The sequence below is a fragment of the Hyphomonas sp. CACIAM 19H1 genome (assembly GCF_003325995.1).
In the GTDB taxonomy this organism is placed as follows: domain Bacteria; phylum Pseudomonadota; class Alphaproteobacteria; order Caulobacterales; family Hyphomonadaceae; genus Hyphomonas; species Hyphomonas polymorpha.
This window is the reverse complement of the sequence record NZ_CP016437.1, coordinates 3,121,175-3,138,672: the sequence shown is the minus strand read 5'-3', so window position 1 is coordinate 3,138,672 and position 17,498 is coordinate 3,121,175. Positions and strand designations below refer to the sequence as shown.

The following is a 17,498-nucleotide window of genomic DNA, read 5'->3' as shown; positions in this document are numbered from 1 at the left end:
ATAGGAGCGCGCACGACGTGTGTCACGCTGACGCGCGGGATGTGGTGACTTCCTTTTGAGAGGAAGAGGGCGGCGGCTGTCGCCGTGACGGTTCGAGTGTCGGGAGAGAGGCTCCCGGCCGGGCCGTCGCGGAGACATGTCATGACACAAGTTCAAGTTCTCGACGCGAGCCCCGACCGGAGCGGTGGCTACAAGGTCGATGTCGGTCGCGGTCAGCGGGTCGGGCGGGTATCGTCGGAATGGTTCAGCCGTCCTGCCGATGAGCGCTATCTCTCGCTCGATGCACTGATGGCATCGGTGAAGTGCCGCGCGGAGCGCAGTCGCACGCGCACGGTCGAAAGCGCGGCGGTGCGGGTCGAAGCCAGCCGCGACAATGCCGAACGGCTGGACCTGATCCTGCCCGGTGCCGACCAGCCGATTTCCCCAACGCATTGGAGCTTCGGCCAGCTGGCAGCCTTGGTCGGCGCGCCAGCGGCGTATCTGCGCCAGCTTCCAGCACCGCTGGCCGGCATCAACCTGCAATATGGCCTCACCAACCACCGCGCCGAGCAGGTCAAAACGCTGGAGACAGACGATGGCCGGCTGGAACTGCGCGCCGTCACCGGCCCCGATTATGGCCGCATCTACGACCATGAGTTGGTCGCTGCCGTACAGAAGATCGCTGGCAACGGCACCGGCGATACCCGCTGGAAGGTTCCCGGCGTGCTCGACTGGTCGACCGGCATCTACAACCCGATGGTCGATATCAGCGCCGATACGACCACGCTCTATGCGTCGGATCGCGATGTCTTCCTGTTCCTGGTCGACGACCTCAACCCGATCGAAGCCGGCAAACTGCCCGATGGATCGCCCGACCTCTACTTCCGCGGCTTCTACTGCTGGAACAGTGAGGTGGGCGCCAAGACGCTGGGCATCTCCAGCTTCTACCTGCGTGCCGTCTGCCAGAACCGCAATCTCTGGGGTGTCGAGGACTTCGAAGAGATCAGTATCCGGCACAGCAAATACGCCGCCAACCGCTTCGCGCACGAAGCGGCTCCGGCGCTGACCCGGTTCGCCGACTCCTCGCCGCTCCCGTTCGTCAACGGCATACGCCAGGCGCGCGAGCGCATCGTCGCACGCTCGGACGAAGATCGCATAGAGTTCCTGCGCAAGCGCGGCTTCGGGAAGGCCGAGACTGCGAAGATTATCGACACGGTACTCGCCGAAGAAGGCCGCCCGCCCGAGTCCGTGTTCGACTTCGTGCAGGGCATCACCGCCTTCGCGCGCGACAAGGCACAGCAAGATGCCCGGCTCGATCTGGAGAGCCGGGCCAAGAAGCTGTTCGACCGGGTCACGGCGTAAGTCTTCGTCTCCACGGTCGTTCCGATACGCGGCGTCGCTCTCTTCGAAAGGAAGAGGGCGGCGCTGCGCTTCGTGACGGTTCGAGGTGTCGGGAGAGAGGCTCCCGGCCGGGCCGTCACGGAGAAGTGTCATGTCCAAGTCCAGTCCCAAGCTCGCGCTCAGCGCATCGCGCGACATTCCGTTCGACAAGCTGGTGCTGTCGCAGTCCAACGTCCGCCGCATCAAGGCTGGCGTCGGCATCGAAGACCTCGCCGAGGACATTGCCCGGCGCACATTGCTGCAGTCGCTCACTGTTCGTGCCGTGGTCGATACCGATGGCAACGAGACCGGCATGTTCGAGGTGCCATCCGGCGGACGCCGCTATCGCGCGCTCGAACTGCTGGTGAAGCGCAAGAAGCTCCCCCGTAATGCGCCGGTCCCGTGCATCGTCCGCACCGCTGGCGATGCCGAGGAAGACAGCCTGGCCGAGAACATTCAGCGGGCACCGCTGCACCCGCTCGACCAGTTCCGCGCCTTTCTTGCGCTGCGCGAGAAGGGCCAGTCCGAGGAGGAGATCGCCGCGCACCAGTTCGTGTCGGTCGCGGTGGTCAAGCAGCGCCTCAAGCTCGCCAGCGTCAGCCCGAAGATCCTCGACGCCTATGCCGAGGATGCGATCACGCTCGACCAGCTGATGGCATTCACCGTCAACGGCGATCACGAACGGCAGGAGCAGGTCTTCGAACGTCTCGCCGGTTCCTATGACAACCAGCCCTATGCCATCCGCCGGATGTTGACCGAGGGTGCTGTGCGTGCGTCGGACAAGCGTGCACGGTTCATCGACATTGATGCCTATGTCGAGGCCGGCGGCAGCGTCATGCGCGACCTGTTCCAGGGTGACGATGGCGGGTGGCTGCAGGACGTTGGCCTCGTGGACCTGATGGTCTCGGAGAGGCTGCGCGAGGAAGCGATGAAGGTGCAGGCCGAAGGCTGGCGCTGGATCGATGCCGCACCGGACTTTCCTTATGGCCACACCTATGGGCTCAGGCAACTGCGCGGCATGCCGGTCGCAATCAGCGCCGAGGAGCAGGCGACGCGCGATGCGCTTCAGGCCGAATATGACGCACTGATCGCCGAATATGAGGACGCGCCCGAACTGCCCGACGAGGTGGACGAGCGGCTCGGTGAGCTCGAAACCGCCATTGAGGCGCTCGACCAGCGACCGCTGGCTTACGACGCCGACGAGGTGGCACGCGCCGGTGCCTTCGTCAGCATCGCCCCCGATGGCAGCTTGAGAATCGAACGCGGGTTCGTCCGGCCGGAGGACGAGTTGCCGGTCGAGCCCGAGCAAGGTGCTGTTGTGGAAGCGGACCAAGACCATGCCGACAACGGCACAGACATTGGCGGTGGGCAGGCCGGCATCGACAGCAATGTCGAACCCGCACCCGAGCCAGAAGAGGACGAGGGCCTGCGCCCGATCCCAGACCGGCTCGTGTCCGAGCTCACCGCGCATCGCACGCTCGCACTGCGGGATGCGGTGGCCCGGTCGCCCGAGGTGGCGTTCCACGCCTGTCTGCACGCGCTCGTATTGCGGCTGTTCTATCGCTACGCGCTCGACAGCTGCCTCGAACTCGAGGCCAAGCATGTCGGGTTCGGCCAGCAGGCACCCGGCCTTGGCGACACCGCATCGGCACAGGCCATCGACGCGCGGCATCAGGCGCTTGCCGACCTGCTGCCTGCGCAGCCCGAGGCTTTGTGGAACGCGCTTGGCGACATGGACGGCGAGCAGCAGAAGGCGTTGTTCGCCCACTGCGTCGCCTCCACGGTCAACGCTACGTTCGAGGCCTACAACCGCCGTCCGCGCGCACTCGCCCATGCCGACCGGCTCGCGCAGGCGGTCGATCTCGACATGGCGGCGGCGGGCTGGACCCCGACGGTCGACACGTTCCTCGGCCGTGTCACCAAGGCGCGCATCGTCCAGGCGGTCACCGAGGCCAAGGGCGAACGGACCGCCGAGGGCATTGCTCATCTCAAGAAGGGCGACATGGCCGCGCGCGCAGCCGTGCTGCTGGAAGGCAGCGGCTGGTTGCCCGAACCGCTCCGCACGCCCGGCCGCGCGTTGCCGAAGCCGGTCGAGAGCGAGGCCGAGTCGCCGATCAAGGAGGTGATCGTCGAGAACGCGATCAATGGCGAAGTGTCGTCGGCGGAAGATGACGGCACACGGCCCGTGGCGGACGAAGCGCCGCTCGGCGACAATGACATGGTCGAGGGCGACACCCCCTTCGCCGTCGCCGCCGAGTAGGTCGCGCTCCCCGGACCCACTCGCAACTGAGGGTCCGCCGTTCCCCCGCGGCGGACCCTTTTCTTGTCTCAGGAGGATCAGATGCCTGATGCATCCGACCTTGCCCGGCAGCTCGCTCGTAACGCCGAACGCGTATGCCGCCACTATCTTCCCCAAGGCCGGCGTCATGGTCGTTACTGGCTCGTTGGTGATGTCGAAGGCACGCCCGGACGCAGCCTGTTCGTGCGGCTGACCGGACCCAATTCCGGCAAGGGTGCCGCGGGCAAATGGACCGATGCCGCCACCGGCGAGCATGGCGACCTGCTCGACCTCATCGCCGCCAATCAGCGACACGCATCGCTGGCCGACACGCTCGACGAAGCACGGCACTTCCTGTCGCTGCCGCCACCGGAACCCACGTCGTTCGAACCGCTGCCGCCGGTTCCGACCGGATCGCCCGCCGCCGCTCGACGCCTTTGGGCCATGTCGCAGCCGATCAAGGGCACGCTCGCCGAAGCCTACCTGCGCCACCGTGGGATCACCGACCTGCGCGGATGTGGCAGTCTCCGCTTCCATCCCAACTGCTGGTATCGCACTGATGCCGGCGATCCGCCCGGTACAGCGGAAGCGTTCCCGGCACTGATCGCAGCCGTACGCGACAACGACGGCGACCTGACCGGCGTCCATCGCACGTGGCTCGATCCCACCGGCAACGGCAAGGCGGCAATAGCCACGTCGCGTCGCGCCATGGGCAATCTGCTCGGGCACGGTGTTCGATTTGGTCAGCCCGGGCCTGTAATTATCGCCGGTGAAGGCATCGAGACCATGCTGTCGCTGCGCCAGATCCTGCCCCAGATGCCGATGATCGCAGCACTCTCGGCAGCCCATCTGGCTGCCCTTCAAACGCCTTCGAATCTGCGCCGACTCTACATCGCCCGTGACAAAGACCCGGCGGGGATAAACGCTGCCGCAACGCTGGCGGGTCGCGCGCAAGCGATCGGTATCGAAACGCTCATGCTCGACGCCATGCTCGGCGACTTCAACGACGACCTGCGTCAGATCGGCTGGGAAGCAATGCAAGCCGAGGTCCGAGTCCAGCTTGCGCCCGAAGATGCCGAATTGGTCATCGCCTGACGACCGGGATGGAAGCGGTGTCCGCCCGTTCTCGTTTCTGCCGTTCCCTTCGCCTATAACGCCGCGCCTCGGCCTTCGAGAGGGGCGAAAGGACCGGAGCCGGACCGGGCCGGCAATGGCTGCGCGCGACTTTCTTCCCCGCGCCGTGACGGCGCTCCTCGCGAAACAAGAAAGCCGCGCTCCGCCATCCTTCGCTGCGCTTCGGCCTGACAGGTGCCGCCCCGGTCCACCCCCGCTCTTTGCTCGCCCATGAAGGCCGCGAGAGGCGCGGTCCAGCGACGGAGCAGCCCCGATGACCGAATTCGACGAACCCCAGGACCAATCCCCAACCGGCCATATCCTCGACGAGCTGCAACTTTACGGCTTCCGCCCATTCCAGGACGACCCCGACCCGCGCCCGCTTCCCGAGGGCGACCGTGTGGCCGGTGCCGTCGCCGACATCTTCGACGCGCTGATCGGGACTCTTGCCGACACCCGGCTCGAACCCGATCTCGACGATCTGCTCTGGTCGACGGTCAACCTGTTCCACCGCGCCGCCGAGCGCGTCGAACGCGAACTCGACGACAACGAGCAGGCGCAGCGCCGGTCACAGAGTGAACAGGACGGCTCCGAGGTCGCATCGGTCGAACTGGAGCGATTGCTGGCGCAGGGTCTGACCCTGATCGAACGGCGCAACGCCCATGAGCTGATGCGCGATGCCGCTTGCGATCTCTATCGCACCCATACCGGCTCGGCCTGGCATCCGCGCCACGGCAGTCTCGTCAATCGCCGGGCGCTGACCGCAGCGATGGTCGACAGCCGCGATTTCATCGCCGCACGCCGCCGTGCGGAAACCACGGTCATGCTGCCCGCAGGGCCGAAGGTCGCCTTCACCGGTGGGAAGGACTGCAACGACACCAACGCGATCTGGGCCGCACTCGACCGGGTCCGCGCCAAGCATCCCGACATGGTCCTGCTGCATGGCGGTGCGCCATCCGGTGCCGAACGCATCGCGGCCTGCTGGGCCGACAATCGCAAGGTGGCGATGGTGGCATTCAAGCCTGACTGGTCGCGGCACGCCAAGGCAGCCCCATTCAAGCGTAACGATGCCATGCTCGATGTGTTGCCCATCGGGGTCGTCGTGTTCCCCGGCACCGGCATTCAGGACAACCTCGCCGACAAGGCCCGCAAGCTTGGTATCCCCGTGTTCGACTTCCGCAAGACCCAGAATCGGTCTTGACGAGACTGACAGCACGCCGGTGCTGGCCGGGACTCGGTCAGAGCCGACGCGCTTTCTCGGCTTCAGGCAAACTTCTGGACGGAGGAGACACTGTAGCTCCCGTTCCGAAGCGGGCGCGCCCCGCTCTCTCTGGCTACCCTCTGACCTTAGCGCTGCCTTGTGACGATCAACCCGCAAGGGGTCCGCTAAGCAAAGCTTGCGGCCTTCGGCTTCGCTTTCGGTGATCGCGGCCGCGCGTCGGTCGCCCGTGCGCCTGTCGAGCGGGGACGGTCCTCGCTCCGGAAAACAGGAGCAAGGATCATGTCGCTTCCCACCGCCCAGAAATTCGCCTGGAGCCTCGCCAAGACGCTGATGACCTGCGTCGTTCTCATTAAGACCAGCGATGGCTACGCCGTCATGACCGATGCCGATTACGATGGCGACCCATTGCTGATTGTGCGGGTTTACGATCCCTTCTGAGCGTGATTTTCCTCGTGCTTCAGGTCATAACTGCCCGTATGCTGCAACCTCGCTAGCTTCACGAGGGTACAAAGATCGCTCTGCCTTCAGATGCATGCTCAACTACTCAGCCCACATTCCCCAAGTAAATCGCTGATTTTGCTGTCAGGATCTCAATATTTCCGATATAAATCATGGTGTTGATGGCCGTGAGGGGCGCGTTTGATGGATCACCCAGAGGGTGCGGGTTCGAAGCGGGCAGATCGGGTCGAGTTCGACCGCCGGGTGCATGTGGAGTTCCGAGGTGCGCAGCTCAGTTCCGACGGCGGCCTGCTGGTGATGCGCGAGCTGGATGACGCGCTCGGGCTGTCCGATCTGGCGGCAAAAGCATTGCGCGACACCCGGCGCGGCAAGAACACGGTCCACCGGCTTGACGGGTTGTTCCGGCAATCGGTGTTCGGGCGACTGGCCGGATACGAGGATGTGAACGACGCCGACCGCCTGGCCCTCGATCCGGTGATGCGCCAGGTCGTGGGTGGAAGGGCTGTCGATGCGCAAGCGGCCTCGGCCTCGCAGATGGGACGGTTCGAGACCGAGACACTGGCACAGCCCGAGAACCGTGCCGCGCTGGCCGACCTGAATGGCCAATGGATCGACCGGTTCCATGACCGTAACGGGCTGAAGTACATCGTTCTGGACATGGACAGTTCGGTCAGCCCCACCCATGGCGATCAGGAGGGCGCGGCCTGGAACGGGCATTTCGACTGCACCTGCTATCACCCGAACTTTTTGTTCAACCAGTTCGGCATGCTGGAGCGCTGCGCCTTGCGCCATGGCAACGTCCACAGCGCCGATGGCTGGCGGGACGTTCTCGACCCCGTCATCGCCCGCTACGCGGAGCGCGACCTTTGCGGCCGGTTCTTCCGGGCTGACGCCGCCTACGCGATCCCCGCGATCTATGAGCGGCTGGAAGAAGCCCGATTCTTCTACGCCATCCGGCTGCCTGCGAACAACGTCCTGCGCGAGAAGATCGCGCATCGGCTGACGCGCCCTGTCGGGCGACCTTCGCTGACCAAGGTCAAGCGCTTCTACGAAGACTTCGAGTATCAGGCGGCATCCTGGGACAAGGAACGCCGGGTGATCGCCAAGATCGAATGGCATCCGGGCGAACTGTTCCCGCGTGTCGGCTTCATCGTCACCAACCTGCCGATGGAGCCCGACTGGGTGGTGCGGTTCTATAACCAGCGCGGCACCGCCGAGCAGCACATCAAGGAAGGTAAATATGCCTTCCACTGGACGCGGCTGTCATGCCGGAAGTTCCGCGACAATGAGGTGCGACTGCAACTGCATGCGCTGGCCTACAACCTGGCCATCTTCTTGCGCTGCATCGAGTTGCCCGAGACGATGGCCGACTGGTCGTTGACCAGCCTGCAACTGAAGCTGATCAAGATCGGGGCACGTGTCGTCCGCCATGCCCGCGCCATCACCTTCCAGCTGGCCGAGGTGGCCGTCACCGGTCCGATGGTCCGCGCCATCCTCGCCGCCATCCGCCGATTGCGAGCGCCTCCGCTATGCGCATGACCGCCATCCACGCCCAAACTGAACGAAAACGGCAGGATGGGTCTGTCCGCTGCGCTGAAAAACACCGCCACCAGGGCACAACACGGCGGCTTCGCGGGCCGATCTGCCCTGTCTCAGCGCCTTGCGCGCCCGACGACGCCGCTCGGGACGGAAAATGATTGTCCTGCGGTCGGATTCAGGCGAAACTCACGTCAGACGGCATGCCACTTGGGGAATGTATGCTAAGTGGAGCACCACTAGGGAGCGTAGCGTAAATGGCCGTTCGCCTGGGCCCGCCGAGTCAGCTCGGTGAAACTTCCACGTGGAAGTCGCCAATGTGCCACGGCGTCATTGCTGCCTTTTTGCTCGCCCGATCCCCATCGTGGAAGTCGCTGCGGAGGCCGACGCCATGGTGACGGTGTTCGGCATTCTGAATCTCACCGAGGACTCCTTCTTCGATGAGAGCCGGCGGCTAGACCCCGCCGGCGCTGTCACCGCGGCGATCGAAATGCTGCGAGTCGGATCAGACGTCGTGGATGTCGGACCGGCCGCCAGCCATCCGGACGCGAGGCCTGTATCGCCGGCCGATGAGATCAGACGTATTGCGCCGCTCTTAGACGCCCTGTCCGATCAGATGCACCGTGTTTCAATCGACAGCTTCCAACCGGAAACCCAGCGCTATGCGCTCAAGCGCGGCGTGGGCTACCTGAACGATATCCAAGGATTTCCTGACCCTGCGCTCTATCCCGATATTGCTGAGGCGGACTGCAGGCTGGTGGTTATGCACTCAGCGCAGCGGGATGGCATCGCCACCCGCACCGGTCACCTTCGACCCGAAGACGCGCTCGACGAGATTGTGCGGTTCTTCGAGGCGCGGGTTTCCGCCTTGCGACGGAGCGGGGTCGCTGCCGACCGGCTCATCCTCGATCCGGGGATGGGATTTTTCTTGAGCCCCGCACCGGAAACATCGCTGCACGTGCTGTCGAACCTTCAAAAGCTGAAGTCGGCGTTGGGGCTTCCGCTATTGGTCTCGGTGTCGCGGAAATCCTTCTTGGGCGCCACCGTTGGCCTTCCTGTAAAGGATCTGGGTCCAGCGAGCCTTGCGGCGGAACTTCACGCGATCGGCAATGGCGCTGACTACGTCCGCACCCACGCGCCTGGAGATCTGCGAAGCGCAATCACCTTCTCGGAAACCCTCGCGAAATTTCGCAGTCGCGACGCCAGAGACCGAGGGTTAGATCATGCCTAGCATTCACCTTCCGGCCGCCCGCTAGCGGACCCTGGTCAGGTTCCGCGAAGGTGGGCGCAGACATGCTGGGCTCGTCAGGATCAAACTGCACTATGAGGCGGCGGTTCATACCGCGCCAGGGGAGCGAATGGACAGCGAGGAGCCTCCGAACGTTCGGGTCGCCTGCTCGGGTGATATCGACTCAGGCGTCCACCACCGGCGGCGCGCATCCGCAATGGGCTGCCAGGGTGATAACCAAAAGCAGGAAGTTATTTGAATAAACGTCCAAACGAAGAAAATTGACTTCCATCGTTAGCTCAGCCATATGACTGGCTTGGCGAGGAGGTCCGATATGGACGGCGACAGTCTCGAGTTTACGGCTATCCGCGGTGTCCAAGCTGGGGTCGCCTATTATGTCATAATGGTGCCGCTCAAGGTCGTGCCGCGCCTCTTCAAATTCGATGACGATGCGATGCCGGCAGATTTGCGCGCTCAGCGTGTGCTTAACAAAGCGCGAGTGCCAGCCATCGCAAGCTATATCGCGAACAATGCCAGCGAGTACATCTTATCCTCGTTGTGCGCGTCAATCGATGGCGAGATCGAATTCGTCCCTGCGGCCGCTGAGGGCGCATTGCGGAAAGTTGGCCAGCTTCGAATTGACTTAGGCGCAACAATTCTAATCAATGATGGCCAGCATCGCCGCGCGGCGATTGAGGAGGCGATCCGCGAGCGCCCTTCTCTGGGAAACGAGACAATCTCCGTGGTCGTCTTTGCCGATCGCGGCCTCAAGCGCTCTCAACAGATGTTCGCCGACCTCAATATTCACGCGGTCAAGCCCACGAAGTCGATCAAGCTGCTTTACAATCACCGCGATGCGCTTGCCGCGCTGTCGCGGGAGGTGACGTCGGCCATTCCGCTGTTCCGCGACTTCACCTGCTACGACAGCACCAGCATTTCGAACCGCTCTACCAAATTCTTTACGCTGAGCAGCATCCATCAAGCCACCATGGAACTGATCGGCAAGTCGAAGTCTGGAACGGTCGACGAGTGCGATAAAGCATTAGCAGTCGAGTTCTGGACGGCGGTAATAGCGAACATGCCCGATTGGCAGCGCGTCGCGAAGCGCGAGGTGTCGACCTATGAGCTTCGCCGCGACTGCATTCATGCTCATGGCGTCGCCGTCCAGGCGATCGGTAAGGCAGGCGCGCAATTGATTGCCTTGCACCCCAAGGACTGGAAGAAGCGGCTGACTCGGTTGAACGACATCGACTGGTCGCGGGCCAACCGAACCCTTTGGGACAATCGCGCGCTGGTCGCGGGCAAGGTCAACATTTCCAAAAACAATGTGACGCTGGTCACCAACGTCATCGTTCGCACGCTGGGCATGGCCCTGACTCCCGACGCACAGAAGGTCGAGGATCTGTATGCCCCGGCCGAAATGCCGAAATTGCGGGCCGCAAGCTGATGGCGAAGGCGTCTGCACTTGATGGTGGCGGTCTTACCGACCGCTATCGCGAAATCCGTGAGGTCTACCTTTCGGACAACCGCCCGTGGGTGGTCGGTTATTCGGGCGGCAAGGATTCTACATGCGCGCTGCAGATGGTCTGGACCGCGCTTTCCGAGTTGCCCGCCGAGCAGCGACAGAAGCCGATCTATGTGATCAGCTCGGATACGCTGGTCGAAACGCCGGTGATCGTTCGCTACATCGATGTGACGTTGGAGCGGATTGCCAAGGCGGCCGCCGAGCAGGGCCTGCCGATCAAGACCGAGAAGGTCACGCCCAATGTCGACCGCAGCTTCTGGGTCAACATGATCGGGCGCGGCTATCCTGCCCCGTCGCGGCGCTTTCGCTGGTGCACGGAGCGGTTGAAGATCGAACCCGCCAACGACTTCATCCGGGGTCGGGTCGCCGAGTTCGGTGAAGTTGTCATGGTGCTTGGGGTTCGTACATCTGAAAGCGCGACCCGCGCCCAGGTCATGTCATTCCATAAGATCAAGGGATCGGCGTTGTCGCGGCACTCCTCGCTGCTCAACGCCTTCGTCTACGCGCCGATCGAGCCTTTCTCGACCGATGACGTCTGGACCTATCTGCTCCAGCATCCCTCGCCATGGGGCAACGACAATCGCGATCTCGTTGCGATGTATCGCAACGCCCAGGCCGGCGAATGCCCGCTTGTCGTCGATACGACTACGCCGAGCTGCGGCAATTCGCGGTTCGGCTGCTGGGTGTGCACGGTTGTCGAGCGAGATCGCTCGATGGAAGCAATGATCGATTCAGGCGAAGACTGGCTTGAACCGTTGCTCGATTTCCGCGATTTGCTCGCCGAAACCCAGTTGCCCGAAAAGAAGAAGCTCTACCGCGAGTTCAGGCGGCGCAGCGGTCAGGTCGCTTTCATCAAGGGCACCGACACGCCGGTGCCCGGTCCTTATACGCTCGATTTCTGCAAGACGCTGCTCAGGCGCCTGCTCGAGACGCAGATCAAGGTGCAGCGCGAAGCGCCTCCGGGCGACGACACGCTGTTGGTACATGATGCCGAGCTGCACGAGATCCGCCGCATCTGGCGCGCCGAACGCGGCGACTGGGCGGATTCGGTGCCGCTGATCGTCCGCGAAACGCTCGGCCGCGATCTTGACTGGGTGATCGAAGACAGCATCGCGTTCACTGTCGATGATGGTCGCCTGCTCGACGAGCTCTGCCGCGAGCGGGACGTGCCGACGGAACTGGTGATCAAGCTGCTCGACGTCGAGCGCGCGGCGCATGGCCTCAAGAGACGCCACGCGGTCCACACGCGGATCGAGGACCTGTTCCGTCAGGAATGGCGTGATCTCGACGCGGTGTTGGAAGAGCGTCTCGCCGGCCGGCAGGCCGAGGAAGTCGAGAGCGACGAGGAGCTGGAAGCGCTGGCGATGCAACCGGCGCTCGATTTCGAGAAGGACCTGCCGGCGTGATCCTGCGCAACGTCACGCTTCAAGACTTCGGCGTCTATGCCGGCACGACCACGCTCGACCTGATTCCCCGGCGGCGCGAGGGAAGCAGCGCACCGGTCATCCTCATCGGTGGCAAGAATGGTGTCGGCAAGACCACCTTTCTCGAAGCCGTGCGCCTCGCGCTCTATGGTCGCCGGGCGCTCGGCGCGCGGGTCGCCCAAGCTGACTATGACGCCTATCTGCGCGACCGGGTGAACCGAGTTTCCGGTAGTGACGGCGCGGCAGTCTCGCTCGAATTCGACTATGCCGAGGCCGGCACGATCCATCGTTATAAGATCCGCCGTGAATGGGCGACACGGGGACGCAGCGTTGTCGAGACGCTCGACCTCCTGAAGGATGGCGAAACGATCACCTCGGTGCCCCGCGAGGAGTGGCACAGCTTTCTCCAAGAGCTGGTCCCGCCAGGCGTCTCGCAGCTGTTTTTCTTCGATGGTGAGAAGATCAGCGAGATTGCCGAGGGCGACGAGGACGATGAACAGTTGGGCAGCGCCATTCGCAGCCTGCTAGGCATCGATCTCGTCGGCCGGCTCAGGGTCGATCTCGGTCTCTATATCGCCCGGCATCAAAAGGATGATGACAGCGCCGCCATCGCGCGGCTCGAGGCGGTCAACCGCGACATTCAGGTCGCTGAACGACGGGCTGCGACCTTGGGCGACGAAGTCGCCGAGCTTGTCGCGCAGCGCGATTCCCAAGCACGTGCGGCCGAGCAGGTGCGGCGCCAATTCGTCGCCGAAGGCGGCGACGCGGCCGTGCAGCGTGACAAGATCGAAGCTGAGCGCGGCGATGTCCGCCGCGCCATGGCTCAGGCCGAACATGAATTGCGCGATACCGCCAACAAGCTGCTGCCTTTCGCGATGGCGCCCAAACTCACTGCCGCGTTCCGCGAGGCGCTGACCGGAGCGGGTGTCGGCTATGATGCCAGCGCGACCGCGTCGCTGCTCGAGGCGATCGCGGAATGGCGGGCCGATGGAAACCCGGCCCGCACGGCCAAATGGGGCACCGCGCATTGGGGCGATCTTGAAGCCTTCCTGCATTCGCGGACCCGTGCGCCGGGCGCTGCGGCCGACTGCCCGGCCATCCGCGAGGTCGGCGACGGCACGGCCGCTATTGCGCGCCTTGACGAGGTCGAATCGATCGTCCGGCCGCGCGCGGCCGATCTTTTGTCTGAAATGGACCGATTGAGCGCCCGTGCCCGCACGCTGGAGACGGCACTTGATCGCGCCGACAATGCGTCCGCCGGACTGCTGCTCGATGAGCTTCAGCTGAGCGAACGCAAGTTAGGGGCAACCGAGGCGGAGTTAGCGGCACGCCAGGAAGAATGGAAGCTCATAAAGGGGCAGCTCGTCACGCTCGAACGCGAGCAGAAGCGGCTGCTGAACGAGCAAGCGGGTTCCGATAAGGCCCAGCAGCGCTCGGCGCTCGCCGCGCGCGCCGCACAAGCGCTGGGCGATTATGAGGAACGGCTGCTCGCCCATAAGCTCGGCCAGCTCAAGAATGAGTTCGTGCGGTGCTTCAATCATCTCGCGCGCAAGGAAAATCTGCTCGTCGGCATCGAGATCGACCCGGTCAGCTTCGCCACCACGCTGATCGATCGCGCCGGCAATGCCATGCCCAAGGCGTCACTGTCCGCGGGCGAAAAGCAGATCTATGCGATTGCGATGCTCTGGGCGCTGGCCCGCACAAGTGGTCGCCCGCTGCCGATGATCATCGATACGCCGCTCGCCAGACTGGATTCTGAGCACCGGGCGAAGCTGGTCGAGCGCTATTTCCCGCGCGCGTCTCATCAAGTGATCCTCCTGTCGACCGACACCGAGATCGACGAGCAACTGCTGAACACGCTCAAACCCAGCATCTCGCACAGCTTCCGATTGGATTTCGACCAGCACGACGGCCGGACCGACGTGACGCCAGGCTATTTCGGCAGCGATAGCTCTACGGAGAGCCCCCGTGCACTACAGCAAGCTTAGGATCTCAAGCGACGCGACGAGCAAGCTGCGCTCGCTTCGTCAGCGGACCGGGTTGACCCCCAATCTGCTGTGCCGGATCGCATTGATGACCTCGCTTGAGGAAGGTCCGCTCGGCGGCGCGCATCCGCCCGACGAGGAGGGATCGGAGTTCAATGCTTACACCCTGACTGGCGAATATGGCGCGCTGTTCGCGGCACTTCTGCGCTGGGTCGAGGAGGGAGCCGCCCCCTCCGACCCGCTCGAAAATGACGAGCTTCTCATGCGGCTGCGCGGTCATATCCACCGCGGCGTCGGGACATTGTCGGTGCGAGCCAAGACACCCGCCGATGTGCTGCGTCTCGTTCCAGCGGCCTAGGTTCGCGTGGCGCACGGCATCTATCTCGACCACAATGCGACCACGCCGGTCGATCCGCGCGTGCGGGCGGCGATGCTGCCCTATCTCGACGAGGTGTTCGGCAATGCCTCGAGCGTCGAACATGCCCATGGTCACGCGGCGAGCCAGGCCGTCGACCATGCGCGCGAGCAAGTCGCGGCGGCCATCGGCGCCCGTCCCAACGAGATCCTGTTCACCAGCGGCTGCACCGAAGCGAACAATATCGCCGTTCTGGGCGTGGCGCGTGCCAATCCGGACAAACGCCATATCGTCACCAGCGCGATCGAACATCCGGCGGTGCTGGAGCCGTGCCGGGCACTCGAGCGCGAAGGCTGGCGTATCACCGTGTTGGGGGTCGACGAAGCGGGCCGGATCGACCTCGGTGCCCTCGAAGCATCGCTCAACGAAGATACCGCGCTGGTCTCGATCATGGCGGCCAACAATGAAGTAGGCACGCGTCAACCCGTGGCCGAAATAGGAGCGCTCTGCGCCGCACGCGACATCCTGTTTCATTGCGACGCCGCCCAGGTCGGCGCCTACGGGCTGCTCGACGTCGAACGCGACAATGTCCATCTGGCGAGCCTGTCGGGACACAAAGCCTATGGCCCCAAAGGGATCGGGGCGCTCTATGTCCGCTCGCGGCGGCCCCGTGCCCGTCTGGCCCCGATCCTTTTCGGCGGTGGTCAGGAGCGCGGTCTGCGGCCCGGCACGCTCAACACGCCCTCGATCGTCGGTATGGGGGAAGCGCTGGCACTGGCGAAGAGTGAGGGCAATGGTGACGCCGCGCGTCTCCACGGCATGTTGGCGCTGGCGCGGGCACAGTTCGAGGCGGCTATCGCCGGTGTCCAGTTCAACGGCGATCTGGACCAGCGCATCGCCAACAACCTCTCGCTGTCGATTCCAGGGGTTGAACCTCTCGCGCTGATCCGGCGGCTCCGCGACGATGTCAGCTTCTCGGCTTCTTCGGCCTGCGCCACCGAGAAAATCGAGACTTCGCCTGTTCTCCTTGCGATGTTCGGCGACACGCCCCGCGCCCGCACCGCTTTCCGCCTCTCACCGGGTCGGTTCACCACCGAGGAGGAGATGGCGCGCGCGACCGATCTCCTAGTCGCCGAAATTCAGCGTCTCTCCGCGTCAGCGCCAGATATCGTCGCTACAGCCTGAACACGCTCAGGCCCATTTGCACGAGACGTTCCTGGCGCTGACGCACCGCGTCGGCCGTCCAGTTTGCCTCTGCCGCAACCTGACGATTGAGGGTGTTCTGCGACGCCTCGAAATAGCGCCTCTTGTCGGCGAAGCTCTTATGGCCGGCGGCATCGTTGTCTTCCGGGCCGAGGATGGTGAGGTTCCCCAACGTGTCCAGATAGGGCTCAAGGAGGGGATCGGGCTCCGCGGCATTCTCGGGGTAAATATGCTCGATCGTACTGTTCTCGAAATCGAGGACGCGCGTGTTGTCGCGGCAGGTTGGGCGCCCCTGGGCACCATCGTCGAACCAGCGTGCGAAATGCTCCAGCGTCATCAGGTAATATTTAAGCGGCTTGCGACTCTCCGAACGTGTGTAGTGCAGTGCCTCCAGCCGCGGGCGGAACACCTCGTCTGGCGCCAACCGCTCGATCAACTCGCGCAGCTCCTGGACCAGCCCACCCGGCCGGTAGGCGGCTGGATCGCGGCGAATGTCGACGGCATGGCGATCATAGATGGCGATGGCCTCGAGCGGCGGTCCGTCGACCGCGATGCTGTAGCGGAAGCAGAAGCGCTCGAGCACCTGGACGATCTCGGAAAAGTGCTGCGGCGGCAGCAGGCTCGCCGCGATCAACAGCGGCAAACAATCGACCTGGCGAAGATGCACGACAAGGAGTCGCAGCCGATCACGATCCCAGGCGCGGATGGCGGCGTGCGCTGTCACCGGCCATTCGCCGGCGAGAATCTCGTCGAGGATCTTGAAGTCGCGTTGGACCGAAGCGACCGAGGCCGCCACTTCGTCCGCTTGGACGCGGGTGAGCGGCTCTTCGGACGCCAAGGGCGGGAACAGATTGCGCGTCAAATCGGCGAGCAAGGTCGAACGTCCCGGCCATTCGCCGACTTGCGACGCATGAACCCATTGCAGGCCCATCCGGACGTCGTGGTTTCGCCCCGACAGGATCGCGTCCCAGCCTTGCTCGACGGCTTCCATCACATGGGCGGGCGCGACCGGTTCGATTGCTTCCAAGGTGCTTGCTCGCAACAGCTCGCCCTCGGTCAGGCTTCGACCCCGGTCGTTCAGGACCTGAAACAGCATATAAGCGTCTTTGCGCTGGGTGGCGGCCATGTGGATCACCGTCCAGTCCATCTCGACCACCTGCACGATCGTCTCGAGAGCGGCGGTTCTCGCCGCAACATCGCCTAGACTGCCAACGATCGTCGCGAGATGCTGGCCAATGGCCGCAAATCCGCTAGCGAGCAGTTCGTGCGACCGGCGCTGCGGCGGCGGTGTTGCACCACGCAGCATTGCATCGAAAAAGGGCTGGTCGGGTGCCGACAGCTGGACTCGCGGAACCTGCACGATCCGCATGTTGATACTGTCGCTGAAGGTCTCGTAGCGATCGGCGATAAGTTTGGCCTTGGCAACGAGAAAGTCGTGAAGTTCCTGATCGCCCCCGGTCTGCGCGTCGTGGGCCAGACGCAGCATGGTCTGTTTGACCTGCACCATCAGCATCATGAAGGTGGCAAGCCGCTGCTGGCCGTCGATCAGCTCATTGTTGGGACGCGTGCTGCCTGTCGCTGTCGCGCTGGCGGTTACGATGCCACCGAAGAAATGATGCCGCGGCTTGTCGGAATCAGCCAGGCGTGCGCCGCGACACAGTTCGAGATCCTTGAGGAAGGAAGCAATTTGGCTTTCGTCCCAAGCGTAATTGCGCTGGTACTTTGGCACCTCGAAGGTGCCGCGATTGGACAGCATTTCGCCGATACTGACTTGGGCAGGGTTTATGTGCATGGCCGATTGGCTCCCCGGC

13 protein-coding genes, 1 pseudogene and 1 riboswitch are annotated in these 17,498 nt (G+C 63.8%); of the genes and pseudogenes, 13 read left to right on the top strand and 1 reads right to left on the bottom strand.

Annotated elements, in window-relative coordinates:
- Positions 1 to 141 precede the first annotated feature (141 nt).
- From BBF93_RS14615 to BBF93_RS14555, 13 genes and pseudogenes are all read left to right on the top strand, one after another.
- Positions 142 to 1,341, top strand: coding sequence for a DUF932 domain-containing protein (locus tag BBF93_RS14615; RefSeq protein ID WP_114106415.1), 1,200 nt, complete (start codon positions 142 to 144; stop codon positions 1,339 to 1,341).
- A gap of 130 nt (positions 1,342 to 1,471) precedes the next feature.
- The gene (locus BBF93_RS14610) at positions 1,472 to 3,619 is read left to right on the top strand and encodes a ParB/RepB/Spo0J family partition protein (RefSeq protein ID WP_114106414.1); all 2,148 of its coding nucleotides are present in this window, start codon (positions 1,472 to 1,474) and stop codon (positions 3,617 to 3,619) included.
- A gap of 81 nt (positions 3,620 to 3,700) precedes the next feature.
- Positions 3,701 to 4,732: a toprim domain-containing protein gene (locus tag BBF93_RS14605; RefSeq protein WP_114106413.1), complete on the top strand. Its 1,032-nt coding sequence runs from the start codon at positions 3,701 to 3,703 to the stop codon at positions 4,730 to 4,732.
- A gap of 292 nt (positions 4,733 to 5,024) precedes the next feature.
- Positions 5,025 to 5,951 carry a DUF2493 domain-containing protein gene (locus BBF93_RS14600; protein ID WP_114106412.1) on the top strand — a complete coding sequence of 309 codons (927 nt, stop codon included), beginning with the start codon at positions 5,025 to 5,027 and terminating at the stop codon, positions 5,949 to 5,951.
- Between the two features lie 300 nt (positions 5,952 to 6,251).
- Positions 6,252 to 6,410, top strand: coding sequence for a hypothetical protein (locus BBF93_RS19695; RefSeq protein WP_199288416.1), 159 nt, complete (start codon positions 6,252 to 6,254; stop codon positions 6,408 to 6,410).
- Between the two features lie 204 nt (positions 6,411 to 6,614).
- Complete coding sequence (locus BBF93_RS14595) at positions 6,615 to 7,970, top strand: IS1380-like element ISKpn23 family transposase (protein ID WP_003168745.1); 1,356 nt, start codon at positions 6,615 to 6,617, stop codon at positions 7,968 to 7,970.
- A gap of 192 nt (positions 7,971 to 8,162) precedes the next feature.
- Positions 8,163 to 8,249, top strand: a riboswitch (ZMP/ZTP riboswitch).
- A 47-nt stretch (positions 8,250 to 8,296) separates the two neighbouring features.
- Positions 8,297 to 8,365 (top strand): annotated as a pseudogene (locus BBF93_RS14590) (QacE family quaternary ammonium compound efflux SMR transporter); the annotation flags it as partial.
- The gene (gene sul1, locus BBF93_RS14585; RefSeq protein ID WP_000259031.1) at positions 8,359 to 9,198 is read left to right on the top strand and encodes a sulfonamide-resistant dihydropteroate synthase Sul1; all 840 of its coding nucleotides are present in this window, start codon (positions 8,359 to 8,361) and stop codon (positions 9,196 to 9,198) included. The pseudogene BBF93_RS14590 and the gene sul1, both read left to right, overlap by 7 nt.
- A gap of 331 nt (positions 9,199 to 9,529) precedes the next feature.
- A complete protein-coding gene (gene dndB / locus BBF93_RS14575) occupies positions 9,530 to 10,642 on the top strand; it encodes a DNA sulfur modification protein DndB (RefSeq protein WP_114106411.1) in 1,113 nt (370 codons plus the stop codon).
- On the top strand, positions 10,642 to 12,126 hold the full coding sequence (gene dndC / locus BBF93_RS14570; protein ID WP_114106410.1) for a DNA phosphorothioation system sulfurtransferase DndC: 1,485 nt from the start codon (positions 10,642 to 10,644) through the stop codon (positions 12,124 to 12,126). The genes dndB and dndC overlap by 1 nt, the downstream gene beginning before the upstream one ends.
- Positions 12,123 to 14,132, top strand: a complete 2,010-nt coding sequence (gene dndD, locus BBF93_RS14565) for a DNA sulfur modification protein DndD (RefSeq protein WP_114106409.1) — start codon at positions 12,123 to 12,125, stop codon at positions 14,130 to 14,132. Before dndC ends, dndD begins: the two co-directional genes overlap by 4 nt.
- Complete coding sequence (dndE, locus tag BBF93_RS14560; RefSeq protein WP_114106408.1) at positions 14,113 to 14,487, top strand: DNA sulfur modification protein DndE; 375 nt, start codon at positions 14,113 to 14,115, stop codon at positions 14,485 to 14,487. Before dndD ends, dndE begins: the two co-directional genes overlap by 20 nt.
- Positions 14,488 to 14,493: 6 nt before the next feature.
- Positions 14,494 to 15,669: a cysteine desulfurase family protein gene (locus tag BBF93_RS14555; RefSeq protein ID WP_114106407.1), complete on the top strand. Its 1,176-nt coding sequence runs from the start codon at positions 14,494 to 14,496 to the stop codon at positions 15,667 to 15,669.
- Here the strand turns inward: BBF93_RS14555 and BBF93_RS14550 are convergent.
- Positions 15,659 to 17,479 carry a DUF262 domain-containing HNH endonuclease family protein gene (locus BBF93_RS14550; RefSeq protein WP_114106406.1) on the bottom strand — a complete coding sequence of 607 codons (1,821 nt, stop codon included), beginning with the start codon at positions 17,477 to 17,479 and terminating at the stop codon, positions 15,659 to 15,661. The genes BBF93_RS14555 and BBF93_RS14550 overlap by 11 nt on opposite strands.
- Between the last annotated feature and the right edge of the window lie 19 nt (positions 17,480 to 17,498).